This window comes from Microbacterium sp. BR1, from assembly GCF_002812725.1.
Taxonomy (GTDB): domain Bacteria; phylum Actinomycetota; class Actinomycetes; order Actinomycetales; family Microbacteriaceae; genus Microbacterium.
Genome location: NZ_NMUN01000002.1, coordinates 26517 through 43843, shown reverse-complemented (window position 1 = coordinate 43843; position 17327 = coordinate 26517). Strand labels below are relative to the sequence as shown.

The window sequence follows — 17327 nt, the reverse complement described above, 5'->3', positions numbered from 1 at the left end:
CGCGCGCGGGCAGGGCGCGGAGTCTTGTCGAAGCGCTTCGATCGAGGTCATGGTCTGCCGCATGTTGTTCCGCTCACGCGGTTTCGGCGATCGCCACGGGCGCGGAGACGCTGCCCGCGGCGATATAGACCGGGTCGATGAGGTGAACCGCCGGACGCAGCCGATTCGGACCGAGAGCCTGCACCGCCAGTTCGACGGCACGTTCGCACGAAGCCTGCGGAATGAGGGGGATCGTGTCGAGCGGGGTCGGAAGCAGCGCGCTGTCGAACGACGCGGCGACCGAGAGGACCGAGATGTCACGACCCACCTCCAGGCCGCGTGCCGCGAGCTCGGCCAGGACGACGACGTGCATGTCGTCCGCCCCGTGCAGCAGCAGCGCAGTCGCGCCCGCATCGATCGACGCGGCGAGTCCGGCACGAACCGTGACCGCATCCATCTGCGTCTCGCCGCTCACCGCGAACGAGTGCGCCAGGCCGCGCGCCCGCGCGTGCGCCTCGTATGAGGAGCGGACGCGCGGGGGGAAGTTCGAGCGTCGGTACGCGACCGCGGGCTGTCCGATCATCGCGATTCGCCGGTGACCGGCGTCCGCGACGCGATCCACCGCCATCCGGGTGGCCGCCTCGAAGTCGAGGTCGACACAGACCAGACCCTCGCTATCGTTCGGGATCCCGATGAAGATCGTCGGGATGGCGATCGAGCGCGCGATCGCGACGCGCTCGTCCTCGGGGGCGACGTCGAGCACGAGCACGGCGTCCGCGAGATCGCTTGCCGCCACCCGGCGCATACCCGCCGAGGCCTGTTCATCGGTCAGCAGCAGGATGTCGTAGCCCTGCCTGCGCGCGGCGACCGCGGTAGCGAGCACGAACGCCATGTGGGTCGGTGCGTGGGTATCAGCACGCAACGGCTCGGTGAGCGCGAAGATGTGGGTGCGGCTCCCCGCGAGCATCCGGGCCCCCGCATTCGGTTCGTACCCGAGAGCACGAGCCACGTCCTCGATCCGTCGACGCGTGTCCGGCGACACCGGCCGCTTGCCGCTGAGGGCGTACGACACCGTGCTGATCGATACACCGGCGGCCTCGGCCACCTCGTGAATCTTCGCCATCGGGACTCCATCGTCGTTGCACGACCCGCGCTCTTCAAGGATTCGAGCGGATCGAAACGCTTCGTCGAAGCGCTTCGACACAGACCATAGCCAGGTCTACCCCACCAATGCAACACTTATGTCGAAATTGGCAACATATTCCACCGGGTGCCCGTGTCCCGGACTGAACAATGTGCACCGTCGGGGGATGCGAGGGGGGCGTCACCTGGGCGGTTTGACACATCCTGACGATCTCGGAGATAATCGGCGGCATGAGTGACAACGCACGCCCTGTGTCCGCCTGGGAGGCGAACCGGAGTGCCGGCATGATGAGCGCCGGTCGCGCCGTCATGTGTCGCGTTGCCATCTGTTGTCGAATGTGTCGCTGATCACGTGACCCAGCCGGGCCTACCCGCCGCCGCCGACGTGGCCGCGATGGCCCCGGGTGCCGCTCCCGCCTCTGGCGGGGCCGACGGACACCCCTTTCCCGGCCACACGCCGACACCTCGCAGTACCTCGGAGAACCCGCAGGGTTCCTTTCCGGAAGAAGACCTCATCATGTCGAACACCGCCCTTCTCGAAGCCCCCGCCGCTCGCCCCGCGCACCTGCGTCCGGTGGCGTCGCTTCCCTCCCCCGCAGCCCCTGCCGTCCCACCCGCGCGTGCGGCTGCGGCCCGCACGGCACCCCGCGGCTTCGCCCTGTACGTCGGCCTCGACGAACAGAAGGCCGCCGCCGCGGGCGTCAGCCTCGGCACCCTCGTCGAAGCGCTCCGGCGGACCCTCGCCGACCTCGCACCGGATGCCGAGACGTACGCCACCGTCGCACTCGCGCCGACGGACGCGGGCGGACGCGATGTCGACCTCGTTCGCCTCGCCCTGCACGAGCCCTCCGCCGTCGCCCGCAGTCGGCGTGACGCGGACGACACCGGGGACTCGGCCGTCGGCGTGATCGTCGACATCTCGCGCAAGAAGGTGCTTCTGGACGGCGAATCCGCGGCGTTCACGTACAAGGAGTTCGAGCTGCTGCAGTACCTGGTCCTGCGTGAAGGCCGCACGATCGAACGAACGGAGCTGGTGTCGTCGCTCTGGTCAGCGACCGACGACGACGCCCCCGGCGAGCGCACGATCGACGTGCACGTGCGACGCCTGCGCGCCAAGCTCGGCCGGTACGAAGACATCGTGCGCACGGTGCGCGGCGTCGGCTACCGGTTCGACCGGCACGCGGATGTCTCGATCCGCTACGGGCACGGAACGCCCTCCCCCGACCGGTTCTGAGCGCCTTCGCGGCATCCGGAATGGTGTCCGCGTCGGACCCCCGCCGTATGGTGGGCGCATGACGATGGGCACGTCGGTGGGCGCCACCGCAATCGCGGTGCCCGTCGCCCGGCGCACCCCTCCCCGCGAGTCCGTCTACCGCCCCGCGCACGTTCTGAACCTGGCGCAGGTCGTCATGTTCCAGCGACGCGGGGCCGCCGATCCGACCATCGTTCGCGATGGCCCCGTCATCTGGCGTGCGAGCCGCACCCCGATGGGCACGGCGACGGTCGCCCTGCGACAGGATGCCTCGGGTGCCGTCCGCGTCGCGGCATGGGGTGCCGGCGCCGAGTGGGCCCTCGCACAGGTCCCGGACCTCTGCGGCGCGTCCGACGACCCCGCGGCCTTCCGACCCGGCGATCACCCCCTTCTCGGGGAAGCCCATCGCCGCAGCATCGGGCTGCGGCTCGGTCGCACCGACCTCGTCTTCGACGCGCTCGCCGGCGCGATCATCGAGCAGAAGGTCACGGGCATGCAGGCATTCGCGGCCTGGCGCAGCCTCGTGCGCCGGCATGGCGAACGAGCCCCGGGCCCGACACCGGTGGCCCTGTTCGCCCCACCCACGATCGACGGGTGGCGGAGCATCCCGTCATGGTCCTGGCATCGTGCGGGGGTCGAACCACCGCAGTCGCGTGCCATCGTCGAGGCAGCGCGGATCGGCCGTTCGCTGGTGGCCGCGGCCGAACGCGGGGCGGGCGGCGGCGATCGTGACCGCGTGCTGACGAGCGTGCGCGGCGTGGGCCCCTGGACGGCGGCAGAGACACGCATCCGAGCCTTCGGCGATCCGGATGCCGTCAGCGTCGGCGACTACCACCTGGCCCATGAGGTCGGCTACGCATTGACCGGGCATCGCGTCGACGACGACGGCATGCTCGAACTGCTCGCGCCGTGGGCCGGGCAGCGCCAGCGCGTCATCCGCCTGATCCGGCTGAGCGGTGCGCGCGAGCCGCGGCGAGGACCGCGCTTGCACCCCGAAGATCACCGGACGCGCTGACGGACACGGCCCCCTAGGCTGGGGTCATGTCAGGACAGAAGCGTTGGCCGCGCGGCCGGGTGCAGTGGCTGCTCGGGACCATCGGTCTGATCATCGCGGGAGCGCTCGTGGGCTTGGGCCTGTCGAATGTCTGGCTCGGCATCGTGATCGGCGTCGCCGTGTCGCTCGGCTGGCTCATCGCCTACGAATCGTGGCGCGGCCGCAACGCCGGCGTGAACGACGAGAACCACGGCATCCAGCTCTGACCTCTGAAGTGCCGTTCCTCTGAAGCGCCGGTCCGCTCAGGCGAGAACGCGCTCGAGGTACGGGTTCGTGAATCGTCCGTCGGGGTCTTCCGCCGCGACGAGTGCACGGAAATCCCCGCCCTTCGGGTAGCGGTCGACCGTCGTCCCTCCACCCGCGGCCGAGAGCTTGCCCCAGTGGGGGCGGGCGTCGAAGGGCGCGAGCGCCGCCTCGATCGTCGGCAGCAAAGCGGCGACGCCGTCCGGATCGTTCCTCCAGGTGAAGTGCAGGGCGATCGTCTCGCGGCCGTACGCGCCGCTCAACCACAGCTCGTCCGCCGCGATGCTGCGTACCTCCGAGACGAGCAGCACCGGCGCGATGCTCGCGGCGAGGGCGCGGAGCGCGAGCAGGGCCGCCGGGGCGTCCTGCCGCGCCACGAAGTACTCGGACTGCAATTCGTCGCCCGCGTTGCTGGGCGGCGCGTCCCGACGGAAGTGCGGCAGCCGGTCGAGCCAGCGCCCCGGTACCCCGAGCTGCGGGGTGACCGAATCGGCGGGACCGGATGCGATGGGCCCGATCTGCCGCGTGGCGCGCTCGGCCGTCACGCCCGGTGGCAGAGCGGGTTCGGCATTCGTCGCATCCGTCACCGTCTTCACCCAGACCTGGTCGACGACATCCGTTCCCCACTCCGCGATGAACAGGCTGACGCTGTAGCCGGCACCCATCACGGCGTCGAAGCCATCGAGCACCTCACCCCAGGGGGCGCCGAGGAAGATGTCCTGCCGAACGTCGAACGAGGGCACGAGTTCGAGGCGCACGCGCGTGGTGATGCCGAGCGCGCCGAGCCCGACGATCGACCCCGCGAGGCGCGGATCGTCACGCTCGATCGTGTCGAGGCGCCCGTCGGCACGGACGATCTCGAGACCCGTGACGGATGCCCCGAGAATGCGGTTGCCATCACCCGAGCCGTGCGTCCCCGTCGCGATCGCTCCGCCGACGGAGATGTGCGGCAACGAGCCCATGTTGCGCAGCGCCAGGCCACGACGATCGACCGTGGCCGCGATCTCGGCATACCGAGCGGCCGCCGGAACCCACGCGGAGCCTGCGTCCTCGTCGATCTCGTAGGGCACGTCGAGCCGCGACAGGTCGATCAGCACGCCGTCGGTGTCGGCGATCGCGTTGAACGAGTGGCGTGAGCCGAGCGCGCGCACCCTCTCGTTGCCGGTGACCAGACGGCGCAACTGCGCGAGGTCGGCGGGGCTTTCCACCGACCTCGCGCCGAAGCGAACGTTCCCGGACCAGTTGAGGGTCGTCATCCCTCCATCCTGTCGCCCCGGGAGCGTGACGCCTACCCGGCGAGCCAGGCGGTGTAGCGGTCTACCGACTCTTCGTAGGCATCGGCGCGGCCGCTCGGGTTCGCCGGGATGATCGCGGTGTGGCTCGGCGCATTCGGCAGGCGTTCGATGAGCTCGTCGTCCATGTAGTCGAACGCTTCGGACATGCTGGGTCCGTAGTTCGTCCGCTCCGAGAACGCCGCCTGACGTTCCGGGTCTGCCAGGAACTCGGCGAGCGCGAACGCGTTCTCGGAGTTGGGGGCGGCCGAGGCGATCACGAACATGTTGGCCTCGACGAAGGCTCCGTCCCAGACGACCGTGACATCGAGTCCCTCGTTCGAGAGGCCGGCGAAGAGCCCGTTCGGGCCGAAGGCTATCGCGGCGCTGCCCGACGAGAGCAGCTGCTGCACCTGCGGGTACTCGGTGTAGTACGTCAGGTAGGGCTTGATCTCGTCGAGCTTGGCGATCGCGCGATCGAAGTCCAGGGGGTACAGGTCTTCGGGGGCGACCCCGTCGGCGATCAGGGCGGCCTCGAACATGAAATCGTGGTATTCCCCGGGAACGGCGCGCATCCCCGGGAAAGCCTCCACGTCCCAGAAGTCCGCCCAGTTCTGGGGGCCGCCATCGGGGAACGTCTCGTCGAGGTAGCCCTGCGCGTAGCCGATCTGCATCGTGCCGACGGCGTAGTCCTCCACCCCGTCCGGGAGGAGGTCACCGCGCGGCACGCTGCCCGGCAACTCGAGCAGGTTGTCCTGGTAGAGCTCGATCTCGGCGAGCCCGGTCATCTGCAGGTCGTAGTCGCCTTCGCCCCCGTCGAACATCTCGTACTGGACGGCCCCGGCGATCGTGGTCGAGATGACCTCGATCCCGGTCTCGGCGGTGAAGTCGTCGAAGAAGACGTCGGTGAACGCCGCATTCGTGGAGCCGCCGTAGTCGGCCCAGACGAGCGATCCGCCCGCTTCGGCGGGGGAACCGTCGGATGCGGTGGATGCGCATGACGTGACGAGGGCGGCGAGAACGAGAACCGCCGAACCGGCGGTGAGAGAACGGATAACGCGCATGTGAAGCCTTTCCGGGAGCAGCAGGGGGCAGGTCGTGCTGTGGTGCGAAAGGAGCATGAGGCGAACGATGACGAACCTCGTGAGGATAGTATCCACAGTTAAGCCATTGGGATCCAATCTTTCAGGAGGAATGTCCGTGCGCAACGTCCCCGAGAACCCCACCTTCCCGCTGGACGAATACGCTCGGCGCCTCGCGGATCTCCGCACCGCGCTGCGCGCGGCCGACATCGACGTGCTGCTCGTCACTTCCCCGGCGAACCTCTACTGGCTCTCGGACTACGAGGCGTCCTGGTACCCGCCGCGCCTTCCCGTCGGACTCGCCGTGTGGGCAGGTGGCGACACGGTATTCGGCGACACGGTCTTCTTCGACTGGTCACGCCACGCCGAGTTCCTCCTCTACGACGCGCTCTACGACGAGGCAGAGTTCGTCGAATACGGCACGGGCCACGTCACTGTCGCTGAACAGATCGCGCGCCGCACCCCGGGAGTCCGCGTTGCGCTCGAGTGGTCGTCGCCCACGCCCGTAGCGGGTGTGATGAACGGGGTGGCCGCCGAGCTCACCGCGCGCGGCTGCTCCGTCGTTGCGGGCGACTGGATCGTCGACGGTCTGCGTGTCTACAAGTCCCCGGCCGAGCTCGAACGCGTCCACGCCGCGGCACGCATCGCAGACACGACGTTTCGTGCGCTGCACGAGCGGCTGCGCCCGGGGATGTCGGAGCTCGAGGTGGCCGCGCTCGTCACGAACCTGATGTCGGAACAGGGCGGGGAGGTTCCGGCGCAGCATCCGCTCGTCTCGTCCGGCCCGACCGCGTGGCGCGATGTGCATGGGTTCCCCTCGACACGCCGACTCGAGCCGGGCGACATCGTGTCGATCGACGCGAGCGCCGTGGTCGACAGGTACCACGTCAACCTCAGCCGCGTCTTCTCCCTGGGGCGCCCCAACCAGCGTGTCTCGGACCTCCTCGCCGGCGCGGCCGCCAGTCTCGAAACGCTCTGCGCGACCGCCGAACTCGACGCGGATCCCGCGATCGCCATGGCCGCGGCCGAGCGGACGCTGCGCGAGCGCGTCGCCGACGAGGACATCTGGTGGACGGGCGGCTACGCGCTCGGGATCTCGTTCCCGCCGAGCTGGGTGGGTCACACCTACCTCGCCAACGACGGTCCCCAGCGGATCACGTTGCGCGAGGGGTACGTCTCGAACTTCGAGTCGATCCTGCGCGATACGCTCGCGCACGACGAAGCCGCGGCGATCGACACCGTTGCGATGACGGCGGATGGCCTGCGGAGCCTGTCCGGTATCCCCCGGGAGCTGCTGATGGTCGGCTGAACGCCCGGGACGGTCTGACGGATGACGCCTTGCGGACGGTGCCCTTGCGGATGTCGGAAGCCCGGATCACACTGGGCGTGCCGCGCGGCGCGGCGTTCGCATCCGGAGAGGAGCCGATATGTCCCGTCTCAACCCTTACCTCGCGTTCCGAGATCAGGCGCGGCCCGCGCTGGAGTTCTATCGATCCGTGTTCGGCGGCGAGTTGGAACTCGACACGTTCGCCTCGTTCGACATGGGACAGGACCCGAGCGAGAACGATCTGATCATGCATGGACAGCTGGAGTCGCCCGCGGGCTTCGTGCTGATGGCCGCTGACACTCCGAGCTCGATGCCGTACGTCCCGGCGGCGGGGTTCTCGATCTCGGTCAGCGGTGACGACGAAGACGAGCTCCAGGGATACTGGGATGCGCTGGCCGATGGCGGCACGATCGGAATGCCGTTCGAGACGCCGCCGTGGGGCGGCCGGTTCGGAATGGTCACCGACAGGTTCGGCATCGACTGGATGATCGCGCTCAACGCGTCGCAGAGTCCCACGCCCTGAGCTTGTCGGGGTTCATCACGATCCAGACATCCGTGATGCACTCACTCGAAGCGCGGAGCGCGAGCACCCCGGCCGCGCGGCCCGCGCGCTGCCAGACGAACACCACGCCATCCGACATGAGGCGCGGCTCGACCTGGACCTCGGGGTTCTTGCGGAGCACCCCGAGTACGAATCTCGCGACGGCATCCGCACCGAAAACGGGGCGCCGCGCCGCGGAGACGCGCCCCCCGCCGTCCGATCGCAGCACCACCGCAGGGTCGAGCACGGCGATCAGTGCGTGGAGGTCTCCACCCGAGCACGCCTCGGCGAACACGCGAGCGAGTTCGTCGTGCCGCGTACGAGGAGCGCGCGAGGCTCGGTCCGCGCGAAGTCGGCGCCGTGCGGCGGTCGCAAGCTGCCTGCACGCGGCCGGGGTGCGCCCGACGATCTCCGCGATCTCGCCGAATGGCAGCGCGAAGACATCGTGGAGCACGAAGGCGACCCGTTCGGCCGGTGTGAGGGTCTCGAGTACGACCAGCAGGGCAAGTCCGACGTCCTCGGCGAGCGCCGCCCGCGCCAGCGGATCACTCGCCGCGAGATACGATTCGGCGGGCACAGGTTCGGGCAGCCACTCCCCCACATACGTGTCCCGACGCGCCCGCGCCGAACCCAGGTGATCGAGGCAGATCCGGCTCGTGACCCGTGTCAGCCACGCTCGCGGCACATCGATCGCAACGCGATCGGCTTCCGCGAGCCGGTACCAGCGCGCGAACGCTTCTTGCACCGCGTCCTCGGCATCGGCCACCGTGCCCAGCAGGCGATACGCGATCTTCATCAGATGGTGGCGCTCACCGGCGATCTCCGAGCCCGCCACCGGCACGTGCGTCTCGCTCAACCGCACCTCCCACGCTCGTACCGCGGCGGCCTGACCGACCCACCGCCTCACATTCTGGCAAGTGAAATCGTCATCTCAGTATGAACATGAATATTGCGGTGGCTGGCGGTACGGGGGCGGTCGGGCGGCACGTCGTGGACGTGGCGCGCGAGCGCGGACACGATGTGCGGATACTGTCCCGTGCGAAGGGGGTCGACGTGCTGACGGGCGGGGGCCTGGATCGCGCCCTGGCCGACGTGCAATCCGTGGTGGATACCACCAACCTGTCCACGACGTCGCGCGATGCATCCGTGGCCTTCTTCGAACGGGCGACACGGATGCTTCTCGACGCAGAGCAGCGCGCCGGTGTTGGTCACCACCTGGTGCTCTCGATCGTGGGAGTCGATCGGGCCCCCGATGGGTACTACGCGGGCAAGGTGGCGCAAGAGGCGCTCGTCGAAACCGGCGCCGTGCCATGGACCATCCAGCGCGCGACGCAATTCCATGACTTCGCGGCGCAACTGTACGTCCGGGCGAAGCTGGGACCCGTGCATCTGGCACCGCGCATGCGCACGCAGCCGGTCGCTGCACGCGAGGTCGCCGAGAGGCTGATCGACAGCGTTGAGGCCGGCCCCGCGGGTCGCGTGCCCGACCTCGCCGGGCCCCGTGAAGAGTCTCTGGTCGAGATGATCCGCGCCTATGCGGTCGCGACGGGGCATCGCGGATGGATCCCCGCTATCTCGTTGCCGGGGGCACTGGGTCGCGCGCAACGCGACGGCTCGCTGCTCGCCACGCCCGACGCCGTGCTCGGACGCCAGACTTTCGCGGAGTGGCTGTCCGCGCTCGGACCCGTCCGCCGCTAGAACTCTTCGTGCGATTCGGGGTCGCCGTCCCACAGCCGACCGCGCTCGAGGGCCGAGATGGCGGCGACCTCCTCGGCGCCGAGCGAGAACCCGAAGACGTCGGCGTTCTCGCGCTGGCGCTCGGGATCGGCGGACTTCGGGATCGGTGTGCTGGCCAACTCGACGTGCCAGCGCAACACGAGCTGCGAGGGCGTGACGCGGTGCACCTCGGCGAGTTCCTGGACGATGGGTTCGTCCAGGAGCTCGCTGCGCCTGGCCAGCGGGCTCCAGCTCTCGGTACGGATGCCGTGGGCCGCGTGATAGGCGCGCAGTTGCTCCTGCGGAAAGTAGGGGTGCAATTCGACCTGGTTGACAGCCGGCACAACGCCCGTCTCGTCGACGAGGCGATCCAGCATCCCGATCGTGAAGTTCGAGACGCCGATCGAGCCGAGCAGACCCTCGTCACGGAGGTGGATCATCGCCTTCCACGTGTCGACGTACTTGTCGACGCGCGGGTTCGGCCAGTGGATCAGATAGAGATCGATCCGGTCGAGCCCGAGCTCCGTGAGGGAGGCCCGCGCGCTCGCGATCGTCTCGCGGTACCCGTGGTGGCGCCCCGGCAGCTTCGTCGTGACGATGAGCTCGTCGCGGTCGACGCTGCTGCGGCGAATCCCCTCGCCCACCTCGGCCTCGTTTTCGTAGTTCAGCGCCGTGTCGAGAAGCCGATAGCCCGAATCTATGGCCGAGGCGACCGCGACGACCCCTTCTTCGGCGCGCAGACCATAGGTGCCGAGACCGAGCTCTGCGAAGCGGTGACCGTCGTTGAGAGTGACTTCGGGAATCGTGAGCATGCGGACATCCTGACGCAGGTGGGGATCGGCGAGCGACCCCTTGACAGTCAGAGTCCGCCGCTGATGCGCGTCCAGGCCGCCTCGCCCTCGGCCCGCCGCGACGCCTCGGCCGGGGTCACCTCTGTCTCATCACCGACCCGCCGCAGGTCATCACGACGCATCGCGCGCGTGCGTCGCCAGTGCACCCACGCCCAAACGAGGAAGATCGCGAGGAGCAGGACCGTGACCGCCAGCACGATGAGGTATTCCATACCGCCCAGGGTAGGCACCGCGCGACCGCGAGCGGGCCGTACCGGGAACTTCGCTCACGATGTCGATTTCGCTCGTCGCGGTTCGACGCGATAGTAGGAGGACGCAGGAGCCCCCACCGGCGGCCGCGGATCGGCCGAGCAACGACGAGGAGCAAAAGATGACGAAGTACATGCTGATCATGCGATCGAACGAGGCCGCGGTCGAGGACTACGCGACCATGGATTTCGAAGCCGTGATCAACGCGATGGGCGCGTACAACGAGTCGATGATGAAGGCGGGCGTCCTGCTCGCGGGCGAGGGCCTCGCGGACGCGAAGGAGGGCTTCGTCGTCGACTTCGCGAGCGAGGTCCCGATCGTGACGGATGGCCCCTACGGCGAGACGCACGAGCTGTTCAACGGATTCTGGATCATCGAGGCATCCTCGAAAGAAGAAGCCGCCGAGTGGGCGAAGCGCTGCCCCCTCGGTCCTGGCAGCAAGCTCGAAGTGCGGCGGGTGACCGACGAGACGGACTTCGCGGACTACGCCGACAACGAGTACGTGCAGAAGGAAGAACAGTGGCGTCAGGAACTCGGCACGAATTGATCCGACGGCGCGTCGACGCCGTCTGGCGCATCGAGGGAGCCCGCATCGTCGCGACCCTCGTCAGGGTGACCGGAGACGTGGGGCTCGCCGAGGATGTCGCGCAGCAGGCGGTCGTCGAGGCGCTCGAGGATTGGCCGGAGAACGGGGTGCCCCGCAACCCGGGAGCGTGGTTGACATCCGTCGCGAAGCGCCGCGCGATCGACGGGTGGCGGCGACGCGAGCGGCTCGACGAGCGGTATGCCGCGATCGCCCATGACCTGTCCGTTGAAACCGAGAGATCGGATCATGGCGAGACGTGGGAGCCGATCGAGGACGACGTCCTGCGCCTGGTCTTCATCGCGTGCCACCCGGTGCTCTCGCGGGAGTCGCAGGTCGCACTGACGCTCCGCGTCGTCGGTGGGCTGACGACCGAAGAGATCGCACGGATGCTGCTGGTGCCCGTCGCGACCGTGCAGGCACGCATCACCCGCGCCAAGAAGACCCTTGCCGCGGCGGCCGTGCCGTTCGAGGTACCGGATCCGTCGGCCTGGCCGGAGCGCCTCACCGGCGTGCTGAGCGTGGTGTATCTCGTCTTCACGGAGGGGTATGCGGCGACCTCGGGCGATCGGTGGGTCCGCGTCGAGCTCGCCAATGAGGCGATCCGGCTCGGGCGGGTGCTCGCGACACTCATGCCGCGCGAGCCCGACGTGCAGGCGCTGCTCGCCCTGATGGAGCTGCAGGCATCCCGTTTCGGCGCGCGCACGGCGGCCGATGGATCACCGGTGCTTCTCGCCGATCAGGACCGCGCGAAATGGGACCATGCACAGATCGCCCGTGGGCGCGCGGCTTTGTCGCGAGCGGATGCCTGGGGCCGCGACCGCGCTCGGGGACGAGGCGCGTATGCCCTGCAGGCGGCCATCGCCGAATGCCATGCCGTCGCGCCGAGCGTGGCCGAGACAGATTGGGAGCGCATCGTCATCCTCTATGAGGCGCTCGGCCGGATCGCGCCGAGCGCCGTCGTCGAACTCAACCGCGCGGTCGCCGTGTCGATGGCCACGGGCCCGGCGAGCGCGCTCCGCATCGTCGACGGTCTGGCCTCGGAGGGCGTCCTGAGGGGATCTCATCTGCTGCCGAGCGTTCGGGGCGAACTGCTCGCCCGGCTGGGGCGCACCCGCGAGGCACGCTCGGAGCTGCTGGTTGCCGCAGGCTTGGCCGCCAATGAGCGCGAGCGAGCCGTGCTCGAGGCGAAGGCCGACGCCCTCTGAGGGGAGCGTCCCCGCAGGTTCTCCGCTCCCGGGAATGCGCGGACGGAGGCGCGGTGTTGACCTCGACATGACACGCGTAGGAATCATCGGGGCAGGCCGCATCGGATCAGCGCTCGCACAGGGGCTGGTCGACCGCGGATACGAAATCGTCATCAGCAACTCCCGAGGGCCGGAGACACTCACCGAGCTCGTCGACACGCTCGGGCCGCGCGCGACCGCGGGAACACCGGAACAGGCGGCGGAATCCGGTGAATGGGTCATCGTGACGGTCCCGCTCCGGGCGATCGACACGGTTCCCGTGGGCCCCCTCGCGGGAAAGTTCGTGCTCGACACGAACAACTACTACTGGGAGCGCGACGGACACATCGTCGAGCTCGACGAGAAGCGGGTCACGACGTCGCAGCTGCTGCAGCGCCACCTTCCCGACGCGAAGGTCGCCAAGGCGTTCAACCACATCGTGGCGGCGCAGATCCTCACCGACGGCGAGCCGGCCGGAACGTCACGGCGTCGCGCTCTCGCGACGGCGAGCGACTCGCCCGAGGCGGCACGGTTCGTGACCGACCTGTACGACGCCTTCGGCTACGACACCGTCGACATCGGTTCGCTCGCGGAGAGTTGGCGCGTCGAGCGCGACACCCCGGCGTATGGCGTGCGCCAGGACGCCGACGAGCTTCGTGCCAACCTCGCCGCGGCGCAGCGCTGATCAGACGGCGCTGACCTAGCGCTCTTCGACGGCCCGCGCGAGGAGCGCGACGTCTTCCCGCGCGGCGGCAGCCTTCCGCACCACCTCGTCGAAGCGACTCGGCAGCTCCGCCTGACCCGTGGGCAGATGCCGCCGGGTCAGGGCGAGGCAAGCGCGCAGGTTCGTGAGCGCGCCGCCGAGGCCCGCACCGATCGCCTCGGCAGCGACCGCGACGTCCGCGATGAGGTTCGGATTGCCGCGATCGGCGAGGACGCGCAGCTCGGCGGCGAGGGCCTCACCGATCGCCACGAGCGTCGCGGATGATTCGCCGCCCGCGGTGCCGGCGTCGACGATCCGTCCGTCCCGCTCGGGCGAGGAGTCGGCGGCGAGCGCCGCGCCGAGAGCCGCCGAACGCACACCGTCGTCCTCCGCCGCCCGCAGCGCGTCGCCGCGAAGCTCGACCGCACGCCGCCCGCACCGCTGTGCGCGCTCATCGTCCGGGGTATACGCCGCAACCATGTGCAGCAGCGCCGCCCCGATCGCGAGCATCACGCCCGAGGCCGCACCCCCGCCGGGCTCGCCGCCCCGTTGCGACAGACGATCGAGCCACGCGTCGAGCGATAGAGAGACGGGAACACGCGAATCCTCGGCCATGCCCGACACCCTAGTCACGTACGTCCGACCCGTCCGGGGTCTTGACCCCTAGCGACGCGGGCTCTAACGGAGTTGAATCGAAGGAGAGCCGAAGGAGGGACGTGTGTCATGACGCGATCCAACGGACGACCCGGAGTGTCGGGAGCCCACGCCTTTGAACATCTGAGCGTCGAGGAGTGCTGGCAGTTGGTCGATGGGGCCGAGGTCGGCCGCCTGGCTGTCACGGGTGCCGACGGTACGCCCGATGTGTTTCCCCTCAACGTCCTGGCACACGATGGCGCGCTCTACGCCCGTTCGGCGGCAGGATCGAAGCTGAGCATCATCGCCGATCACCCCGAGGCGGCCATCGAGTTCGATGGGGAGAAGGACGGCTATCGCTGGAGCGTCGTCGCCCGCGGCCCCGCTGCGCGCCTGGAGACCGATGTGGATGCTGCCACGGACGCCGAGATCGAGGCATCCGGTGTCCTGCGACTCGCCTCGACGAATCGGGGCGGCAAGCCCTACGTGATCCGCCTTCGCCCGGTGACGGTCAGCGGGCGAAGGATCCGACTCGATGCGGCTGACACGTCCTCGGGGTCGACACCCGTGACCGGACCCATCGTCAACTCGAAGCGGGCGCAGCCTCCGCGGCCGATCCCGCATCACCCGCCGCCGAAGGCGTGAGCCGCTCGATCGTCAGTCCTGGTCGCTGAGCACCACGACCTCGTCACCGTCCAGCACGAACTGCAGCGCCGTTCCCTCGGGAAAGGCCTCGAGCAGTTCGTCGGGCAGTTGTTGTGGACCGGAGGTCACGATGATCTCGACGGTCGCGGGGAACATTCCCGCAGCGCACCCGGAGAAGATCGCCCCTTCGAACGAGTTGGACTCGCTGTCGATCTTGCTCGAATCGACGACCATGAGGCAGGCCTGGTCGGGCGCGTAGGCGAACATTCCGTTCCGCATCTTGAAGAACGACAGGCCGTGAAACGTCTGAAACGCCGCTCCTCCCTCGGGCACGCCGGTTCACGCGTGCCGTTCTCGGTGTAGTTGGCGAAGATCCCCGGCCACTCGGCGAAGGTATCGACGCCGAGCACCGCGATCTCGCGCGGGTCCGCCTGGATGCGCCGCGACACGAGCCCCGTGACGGTCGCGGTGACCAGGACGGCGATCGCGAGCGAGGCGCCCCAGGCGATCACGACGCGCTTCTTCGTCCACGCCCTGCGCCGTACAGGATGATCGTGCGGGAGCTCTCGGTCGCCCTCGGGCCCGGATCCGATCGGAGCTACCGATTCGGCATCGACCGCGGGTTCGAGCACCCGAGCCGACATCGCGGGCAGCGGCGGCACCGGTGGTTTCGGCGGCTTCGGCGGCCTCGGCGGGAGCTGCCCGGGCGCCGACCCCCGTGCGAGCTGCTCGAGGTCCTGCAGCCGCGTCAGCGCCGACGGATCGTCGTGGATGTCCGGATCGGGGCCATAGGCCCGCGCGCGGAGCGTCTTGAGCTCGTGCAGCAGCTGGTCGTCCATCCCAACCCATTCTGCACCGAGCATGTGCCCGGGCGAGCCATCCGTGTTCAGCGGAGCTTGCGCCGGTAGATCACGATCGCGAAGCCGTACGCGACGACGAGGATGCCCGCGAGCCAGGCCAGCGCGATCCAGATATCGCCGCCGACGGGCTGGCCGGCGAACAGGGCACGGATGGTGTCGACGATCGACGTGACCGGTTGGTTCTCGGCGAACCAGGCGACCGGACCCGGCATCGAGCCGGTGGGCACGAACGCCGAACTGATGAAGGGCAGGAAGATCAGGGGATAGCTGAAGGCACTCGCCCCGTCGACGGTCTTGGCCGAGAGCCCCGCGATCACGGCGATCCACGTCAGCGCCAGGGTGAACAGGATCAGGATGCCCGCCACCGCCAGCCACGCTCCGATCGATGCCCCCGTCCGGAATCCGAGGAGCAGCGCGACGCCGACGACGAGCGCGAGCGACACGAGATTCGCGACGAGGGATGTCAGGACGTGCGCCCACAGCACGCTCGATCGCGCGATCGGCATCGATTGGAAGCGTTCGAAGATACCGCCCTGCATGTCGAGGAACAGCCGGTAGGCGGTGTAGGCGACCCCGGACGCGATCGTGATGAGCAGGATGCCGGGCAGCATGTAGTTGACATAGGACTCGCCGGATCCGGTGTCGATCGCCCCGCCGAGCACGAACACGAACAGCAGCATGAGGGCGATGGGGGTCACCGCCGTCGTGATGATGGTGTCGGGGCTGCGCAGAATGTGACGCAGCGACCGTCCCGTCAGGATGCTCGTGTCCGTGATGACGCGAGCGGTGACGACGTGGGTGGTCATGACGGATCTCCTTCGGATGCTTCGGATGCGTCGGATCGTTCGGATTCTTCGGGCGCCCCGACGAGGGCGAGGAAGACGTCCTCGAGCGACGGCTGCTTCTCGATGTATTCGACCTGCGCGGGTGGCAGGAGTTGCTTGAGCTCGGCCAGCGTCCCGCTCTGGATGATCGTGCCGCGGTGCAGGATCGCGATGCGGTCGGCGAGATGCTCGGCCTCGTCGAGGTACTGGGTGGTCAGCAGCACGGTCGTGCCACCGCGCGCGAGGTCGGTGATGGCTCGCCACACCTCGATACGAGCCTGCGGGTCGAGGCCCGTCGTCGGCTCGTCGAGGAAGATGACCGGCGGGTCGCCGATCAGGCTCATTGCGATATCGAGCCTGCGGCGCATGCCGCCCGAATAGGTGCCCGCGCGACGCCCGCCCGCATCGGTGAGCGAGAACTGAGCGAGCAGCCGGTCGGCGATCGCCCCGGGGTCGGGCAGGTGCCGAAGCCTGGCGACGAGCACGAGGTTCTCGCGGCCCGTCAGCACCTCATCGACCGCGGCGAACTGCCCGGTCAGGCTGATCGATTCGCGCACGTCGGCCGGCGCGGTCGCCACGTCGAACCCGGCGACGCGGGCCGTGCCGGCATCCGCCCTCAGCAGTGTCGACAGGATCCGCACGAGCGTCGTCTTGCCTGCCCCGTTCGATCCGAGCAGCGCGAATATGCTGCCCGCCTCGACGTCGAGGTCGACGCCGCGCAGCACCGAGACATCCGCGAAGGACTTCTCGATCCCGCGAGCCTGGATCGCGGCGGTCATGACCGCTGCCGCCGCTCGGCGTCTTCGACGGCCTTCGCGAGACGTGCACGCTCCTTGTCCACCCATCGGGTGCCGGTGTAGGCCAGGGCGAAGGTCTCGGCGAAGTCGACGGGGTCGTCGCCGACGATGTCGCGGATCGGCGTCCCGTCTGCGGCGGCACGCTCCCACAGATCGGCCAGGTCGCCGATCATCGTGACAAGGGTGTCGCCGTCGGTGATGCCCCCGTAGTACATGAAATAGCGGTGCATGGCTTTCGCCACGTCCCCGTAGGGCTCGGGCAGCCCATCGATGCGCGCCTTGTCGCGACGGTACTGCTTCTTCTGCTCGAGCGACCCGGTCAGGGTCTCGATCCACTTGGCGGCCATC

At 69.0% G+C, this 17327-nt stretch carries 22 protein-coding genes; 11 read left to right on the top strand and 11 right to left on the bottom strand.

Annotated elements, in window-relative coordinates:
• Positions 1 to 73: 73 nt before the first annotated feature.
• Positions 74 to 1102, bottom strand: coding sequence for a LacI family DNA-binding transcriptional regulator (locus CGU35_RS00895; protein WP_100809791.1), 1029 nt, complete (start codon positions 1100 to 1102; stop codon positions 74 to 76).
• Between the two features lie 537 nt (positions 1103 to 1639).
• Here CGU35_RS00895 and CGU35_RS00890 point away from each other — a divergent pair.
• From CGU35_RS00890 to CGU35_RS00880, 3 genes are all read left to right on the top strand, one after another.
• Complete coding sequence (locus tag CGU35_RS00890) at positions 1640 to 2356, top strand: winged helix-turn-helix domain-containing protein (RefSeq protein ID WP_100809790.1); 717 nt, start codon at positions 1640 to 1642, stop codon at positions 2354 to 2356.
• 64 nt (positions 2357 to 2420) lie between these two features.
• A complete protein-coding gene (locus CGU35_RS00885; RefSeq protein WP_100810054.1) occupies positions 2421 to 3389 on the top strand; it encodes a DNA-3-methyladenine glycosylase family protein in 969 nt (322 codons plus the stop codon).
• 26 nt (positions 3390 to 3415) lie between these two features.
• The gene (locus CGU35_RS00880) at positions 3416 to 3634 is read left to right on the top strand and encodes a hypothetical protein (protein ID WP_100809789.1); all 219 of its coding nucleotides are present in this window, start codon (positions 3416 to 3418) and stop codon (positions 3632 to 3634) included.
• A 36-nt stretch (positions 3635 to 3670) separates the two neighbouring features.
• On the opposite strand, the gene CGU35_RS00875 is transcribed toward CGU35_RS00880, so the two are convergent.
• Both CGU35_RS00875 and CGU35_RS00870 read right to left on the bottom strand, forming a co-directional pair.
• Entirely contained in the window at positions 3671 to 4927 is a 1257-nt protein-coding gene (locus CGU35_RS00875) for an FAD-binding protein (RefSeq protein WP_100809788.1), read from the bottom strand.
• 32 nt (positions 4928 to 4959) lie between these two features.
• Positions 4960 to 6006, bottom strand: coding sequence for an extracellular solute-binding protein (locus CGU35_RS00870; RefSeq protein ID WP_100809787.1), 1047 nt, complete (start codon positions 6004 to 6006; stop codon positions 4960 to 4962).
• A gap of 136 nt (positions 6007 to 6142) precedes the next feature.
• Between CGU35_RS00870 and CGU35_RS00865 the strand changes: the two genes are divergently transcribed.
• Together CGU35_RS00865 and CGU35_RS00860 are read left to right on the top strand one after the other, a co-directional pair.
• Positions 6143 to 7333 carry a M24 family metallopeptidase gene (locus CGU35_RS00865; RefSeq protein WP_181003484.1) on the top strand — a complete coding sequence of 397 codons (1191 nt, stop codon included), beginning with the start codon at positions 6143 to 6145 and terminating at the stop codon, positions 7331 to 7333.
• A gap of 118 nt (positions 7334 to 7451) precedes the next feature.
• A complete protein-coding gene (locus CGU35_RS00860; protein ID WP_100809785.1) occupies positions 7452 to 7874 on the top strand; it encodes a VOC family protein in 423 nt (140 codons plus the stop codon).
• Here the strand turns inward: CGU35_RS00860 and sigJ are convergent.
• Positions 7846 to 8748 carry an RNA polymerase sigma factor SigJ gene (sigJ, locus tag CGU35_RS00855; protein WP_232711092.1) on the bottom strand — a complete coding sequence of 301 codons (903 nt, stop codon included), beginning with the start codon at positions 8746 to 8748 and terminating at the stop codon, positions 7846 to 7848. The two genes, CGU35_RS00860 and sigJ, sit on opposite strands and share 29 nt — an antisense overlap.
• Before the next feature lie 80 nt (positions 8749 to 8828).
• Here sigJ and CGU35_RS00850 point away from each other — a divergent pair, with 80 nt between their 5' ends.
• Positions 8829 to 9590 carry an SDR family oxidoreductase gene (locus tag CGU35_RS00850; RefSeq protein ID WP_308455403.1) on the top strand — a complete coding sequence of 254 codons (762 nt, stop codon included), beginning with the start codon at positions 8829 to 8831 and terminating at the stop codon, positions 9588 to 9590.
• On the opposite strand, the gene CGU35_RS00845 is transcribed toward CGU35_RS00850, so the two are convergent.
• Both CGU35_RS00845 and CGU35_RS00840 read right to left on the bottom strand, forming a co-directional pair.
• The gene (locus CGU35_RS00845; protein ID WP_100809784.1) at positions 9587 to 10420 is read right to left on the bottom strand and encodes an aldo/keto reductase; all 834 of its coding nucleotides are present in this window, start codon (positions 10418 to 10420) and stop codon (positions 9587 to 9589) included. The two genes, CGU35_RS00850 and CGU35_RS00845, sit on opposite strands and share 4 nt — an antisense overlap.
• A 47-nt stretch (positions 10421 to 10467) precedes the next feature.
• Entirely contained in the window at positions 10468 to 10671 is a 204-nt protein-coding gene (locus tag CGU35_RS00840; RefSeq protein WP_100809783.1) for a hypothetical protein, read from the bottom strand.
• 158 nt (positions 10672 to 10829) lie between these two features.
• Between CGU35_RS00840 and CGU35_RS00835 the strand changes: the two genes are divergently transcribed.
• The 3 genes from CGU35_RS00835 (at position 10830) to CGU35_RS00825 (ending at position 13202) form a co-directional block, all read left to right on the top strand.
• On the top strand, positions 10830 to 11255 hold the full coding sequence (locus tag CGU35_RS00835; protein ID WP_100809782.1) for a YciI family protein: 426 nt from the start codon (positions 10830 to 10832) through the stop codon (positions 11253 to 11255).
• Positions 11228 to 12499, top strand: a complete 1272-nt coding sequence (locus tag CGU35_RS00830) for an RNA polymerase sigma factor (RefSeq protein ID WP_181003483.1) — start codon at positions 11228 to 11230, stop codon at positions 12497 to 12499. The genes CGU35_RS00835 and CGU35_RS00830 overlap by 28 nt, the downstream gene beginning before the upstream one ends.
• A 67-nt stretch (positions 12500 to 12566) precedes the next feature.
• Positions 12567 to 13202 carry an NADPH-dependent F420 reductase gene (locus tag CGU35_RS00825; protein WP_100809780.1) on the top strand — a complete coding sequence of 212 codons (636 nt, stop codon included), beginning with the start codon at positions 12567 to 12569 and terminating at the stop codon, positions 13200 to 13202.
• A gap of 15 nt (positions 13203 to 13217) precedes the next feature.
• Here CGU35_RS00825 and CGU35_RS00820 read toward each other — a convergent pair whose 3' ends face one another.
• Positions 13218 to 13835: a cyclodeaminase/cyclohydrolase family protein gene (locus CGU35_RS00820; RefSeq protein ID WP_100809779.1), complete on the bottom strand. Its 618-nt coding sequence runs from the start codon at positions 13833 to 13835 to the stop codon at positions 13218 to 13220.
• Positions 13836 to 13943: 108 nt separating this feature from the next.
• Here CGU35_RS00820 and CGU35_RS00815 point away from each other — a divergent pair, with 108 nt between their 5' ends.
• The gene (locus tag CGU35_RS00815; protein ID WP_100809778.1) at positions 13944 to 14498 is read left to right on the top strand and encodes a pyridoxamine 5'-phosphate oxidase family protein; all 555 of its coding nucleotides are present in this window, start codon (positions 13944 to 13946) and stop codon (positions 14496 to 14498) included.
• Positions 14499 to 14510: 12 nt separating this feature from the next.
• Here the strand turns inward: CGU35_RS00815 and CGU35_RS00810 are convergent, their stop codons facing one another.
• Complete coding sequence (locus CGU35_RS00810; RefSeq protein WP_100809777.1) at positions 14511 to 14831, bottom strand: hypothetical protein; 321 nt, start codon at positions 14829 to 14831, stop codon at positions 14511 to 14513.
• Positions 14832 to 14861: 30 nt separating this feature from the next.
• Between CGU35_RS00810 and CGU35_RS00805 the strand changes: the two genes are divergently transcribed.
• Positions 14862 to 15050, top strand: a complete 189-nt coding sequence (locus CGU35_RS00805; RefSeq protein ID WP_100809776.1) for a hypothetical protein — start codon at positions 14862 to 14864, stop codon at positions 15048 to 15050.
• 334 nt (positions 15051 to 15384) lie between these two features.
• Here the strand turns inward: CGU35_RS00805 and CGU35_RS00795 are convergent, their stop codons facing one another.
• The 3 genes from CGU35_RS00795 to CGU35_RS00785 are packed head-to-tail and all read right to left on the bottom strand — an operon-like array spanning position 15385 to position 17326.
• Positions 15385 to 16164: an ABC transporter permease gene (locus CGU35_RS00795; protein ID WP_100809774.1), complete on the bottom strand. Its 780-nt coding sequence runs from the start codon at positions 16162 to 16164 to the stop codon at positions 15385 to 15387.
• Complete coding sequence (locus CGU35_RS00790; protein WP_100809773.1) at positions 16161 to 16961, bottom strand: ABC transporter ATP-binding protein; 801 nt, start codon at positions 16959 to 16961, stop codon at positions 16161 to 16163. The genes CGU35_RS00795 and CGU35_RS00790 overlap by 4 nt, the downstream gene beginning before the upstream one ends.
• Positions 16958 to 17326 (bottom strand): DUF1048 domain-containing protein, encoded by a 369-nt coding sequence (locus CGU35_RS00785; protein WP_100809772.1) that lies wholly within the window; start codon positions 17324 to 17326, stop codon positions 16958 to 16960. Before CGU35_RS00785 ends, CGU35_RS00790 begins: the two co-directional genes overlap by 4 nt.
• Position 17327: the final 1 nt, after the last annotated feature.

What these genes read in the sequence shown, in the direction of transcription:
- CGU35_RS00785 (WP_100809772.1), bottom strand. Translation starts at nt 17,326, where the DNA reads ATGGCCGCCAAGTGGATCGAGACCCTGACCGGGTCGCTCGAGCAGAAG.
- CGU35_RS00850 (WP_308455403.1), top strand. Translation starts at nt 8,829, where the DNA reads ATGAACATGAATATTGCGGTGGCTGGCGGTACGGGGGCGGTCGGGCGG.
- CGU35_RS00815 (WP_100809778.1), top strand. Translation starts at nt 13,944, where the DNA reads ATGACGCGATCCAACGGACGACCCGGAGTGTCGGGAGCCCACGCCTTT.
- CGU35_RS00790 (WP_100809773.1), bottom strand. Translation starts at nt 16,961, where the DNA reads ATGACCGCCGCGATCCAGGCTCGCGGGATCGAGAAGTCCTTCGCGGAT.
- CGU35_RS00795 (WP_100809774.1), bottom strand. Translation starts at nt 16,164, where the DNA reads ATGACCACCCACGTCGTCACCGCTCGCGTCATCACGGACACGAGCATC.
- CGU35_RS00895 (WP_100809791.1), bottom strand. Translation starts at nt 1,102, where the DNA reads ATGGCGAAGATTCACGAGGTGGCCGAGGCCGCCGGTGTATCGATCAGC.
- CGU35_RS00835 (WP_100809782.1), top strand. Translation starts at nt 10,830, where the DNA reads ATGACGAAGTACATGCTGATCATGCGATCGAACGAGGCCGCGGTCGAG.
- CGU35_RS00860 (WP_100809785.1), top strand. Translation starts at nt 7,452, where the DNA reads ATGTCCCGTCTCAACCCTTACCTCGCGTTCCGAGATCAGGCGCGGCCC.
- CGU35_RS00840 (WP_100809783.1), bottom strand. Translation starts at nt 10,671, where the DNA reads ATGGAATACCTCATCGTGCTGGCGGTCACGGTCCTGCTCCTCGCGATC.
- CGU35_RS00890 (WP_100809790.1), top strand. Translation starts at nt 1,640, where the DNA reads ATGTCGAACACCGCCCTTCTCGAAGCCCCCGCCGCTCGCCCCGCGCAC.
- CGU35_RS00825 (WP_100809780.1), top strand. Translation starts at nt 12,567, where the DNA reads ATGACACGCGTAGGAATCATCGGGGCAGGCCGCATCGGATCAGCGCTC.
- CGU35_RS00885 (WP_100810054.1), top strand. Translation starts at nt 2,421, where the DNA reads ATGGGCACGTCGGTGGGCGCCACCGCAATCGCGGTGCCCGTCGCCCGG.
- CGU35_RS00875 (WP_100809788.1), bottom strand. Translation starts at nt 4,927, where the DNA reads ATGACGACCCTCAACTGGTCCGGGAACGTTCGCTTCGGCGCGAGGTCG.
- CGU35_RS00845 (WP_100809784.1), bottom strand. Translation starts at nt 10,420, where the DNA reads ATGCTCACGATTCCCGAAGTCACTCTCAACGACGGTCACCGCTTCGCA.
- CGU35_RS00820 (WP_100809779.1), bottom strand. Translation starts at nt 13,835, where the DNA reads ATGGCCGAGGATTCGCGTGTTCCCGTCTCTCTATCGCTCGACGCGTGG.
- CGU35_RS00870 (WP_100809787.1), bottom strand. Translation starts at nt 6,006, where the DNA reads ATGCGCGTTATCCGTTCTCTCACCGCCGGTTCGGCGGTTCTCGTTCTC.
- CGU35_RS00880 (WP_100809789.1), top strand. Translation starts at nt 3,416, where the DNA reads ATGTCAGGACAGAAGCGTTGGCCGCGCGGCCGGGTGCAGTGGCTGCTC.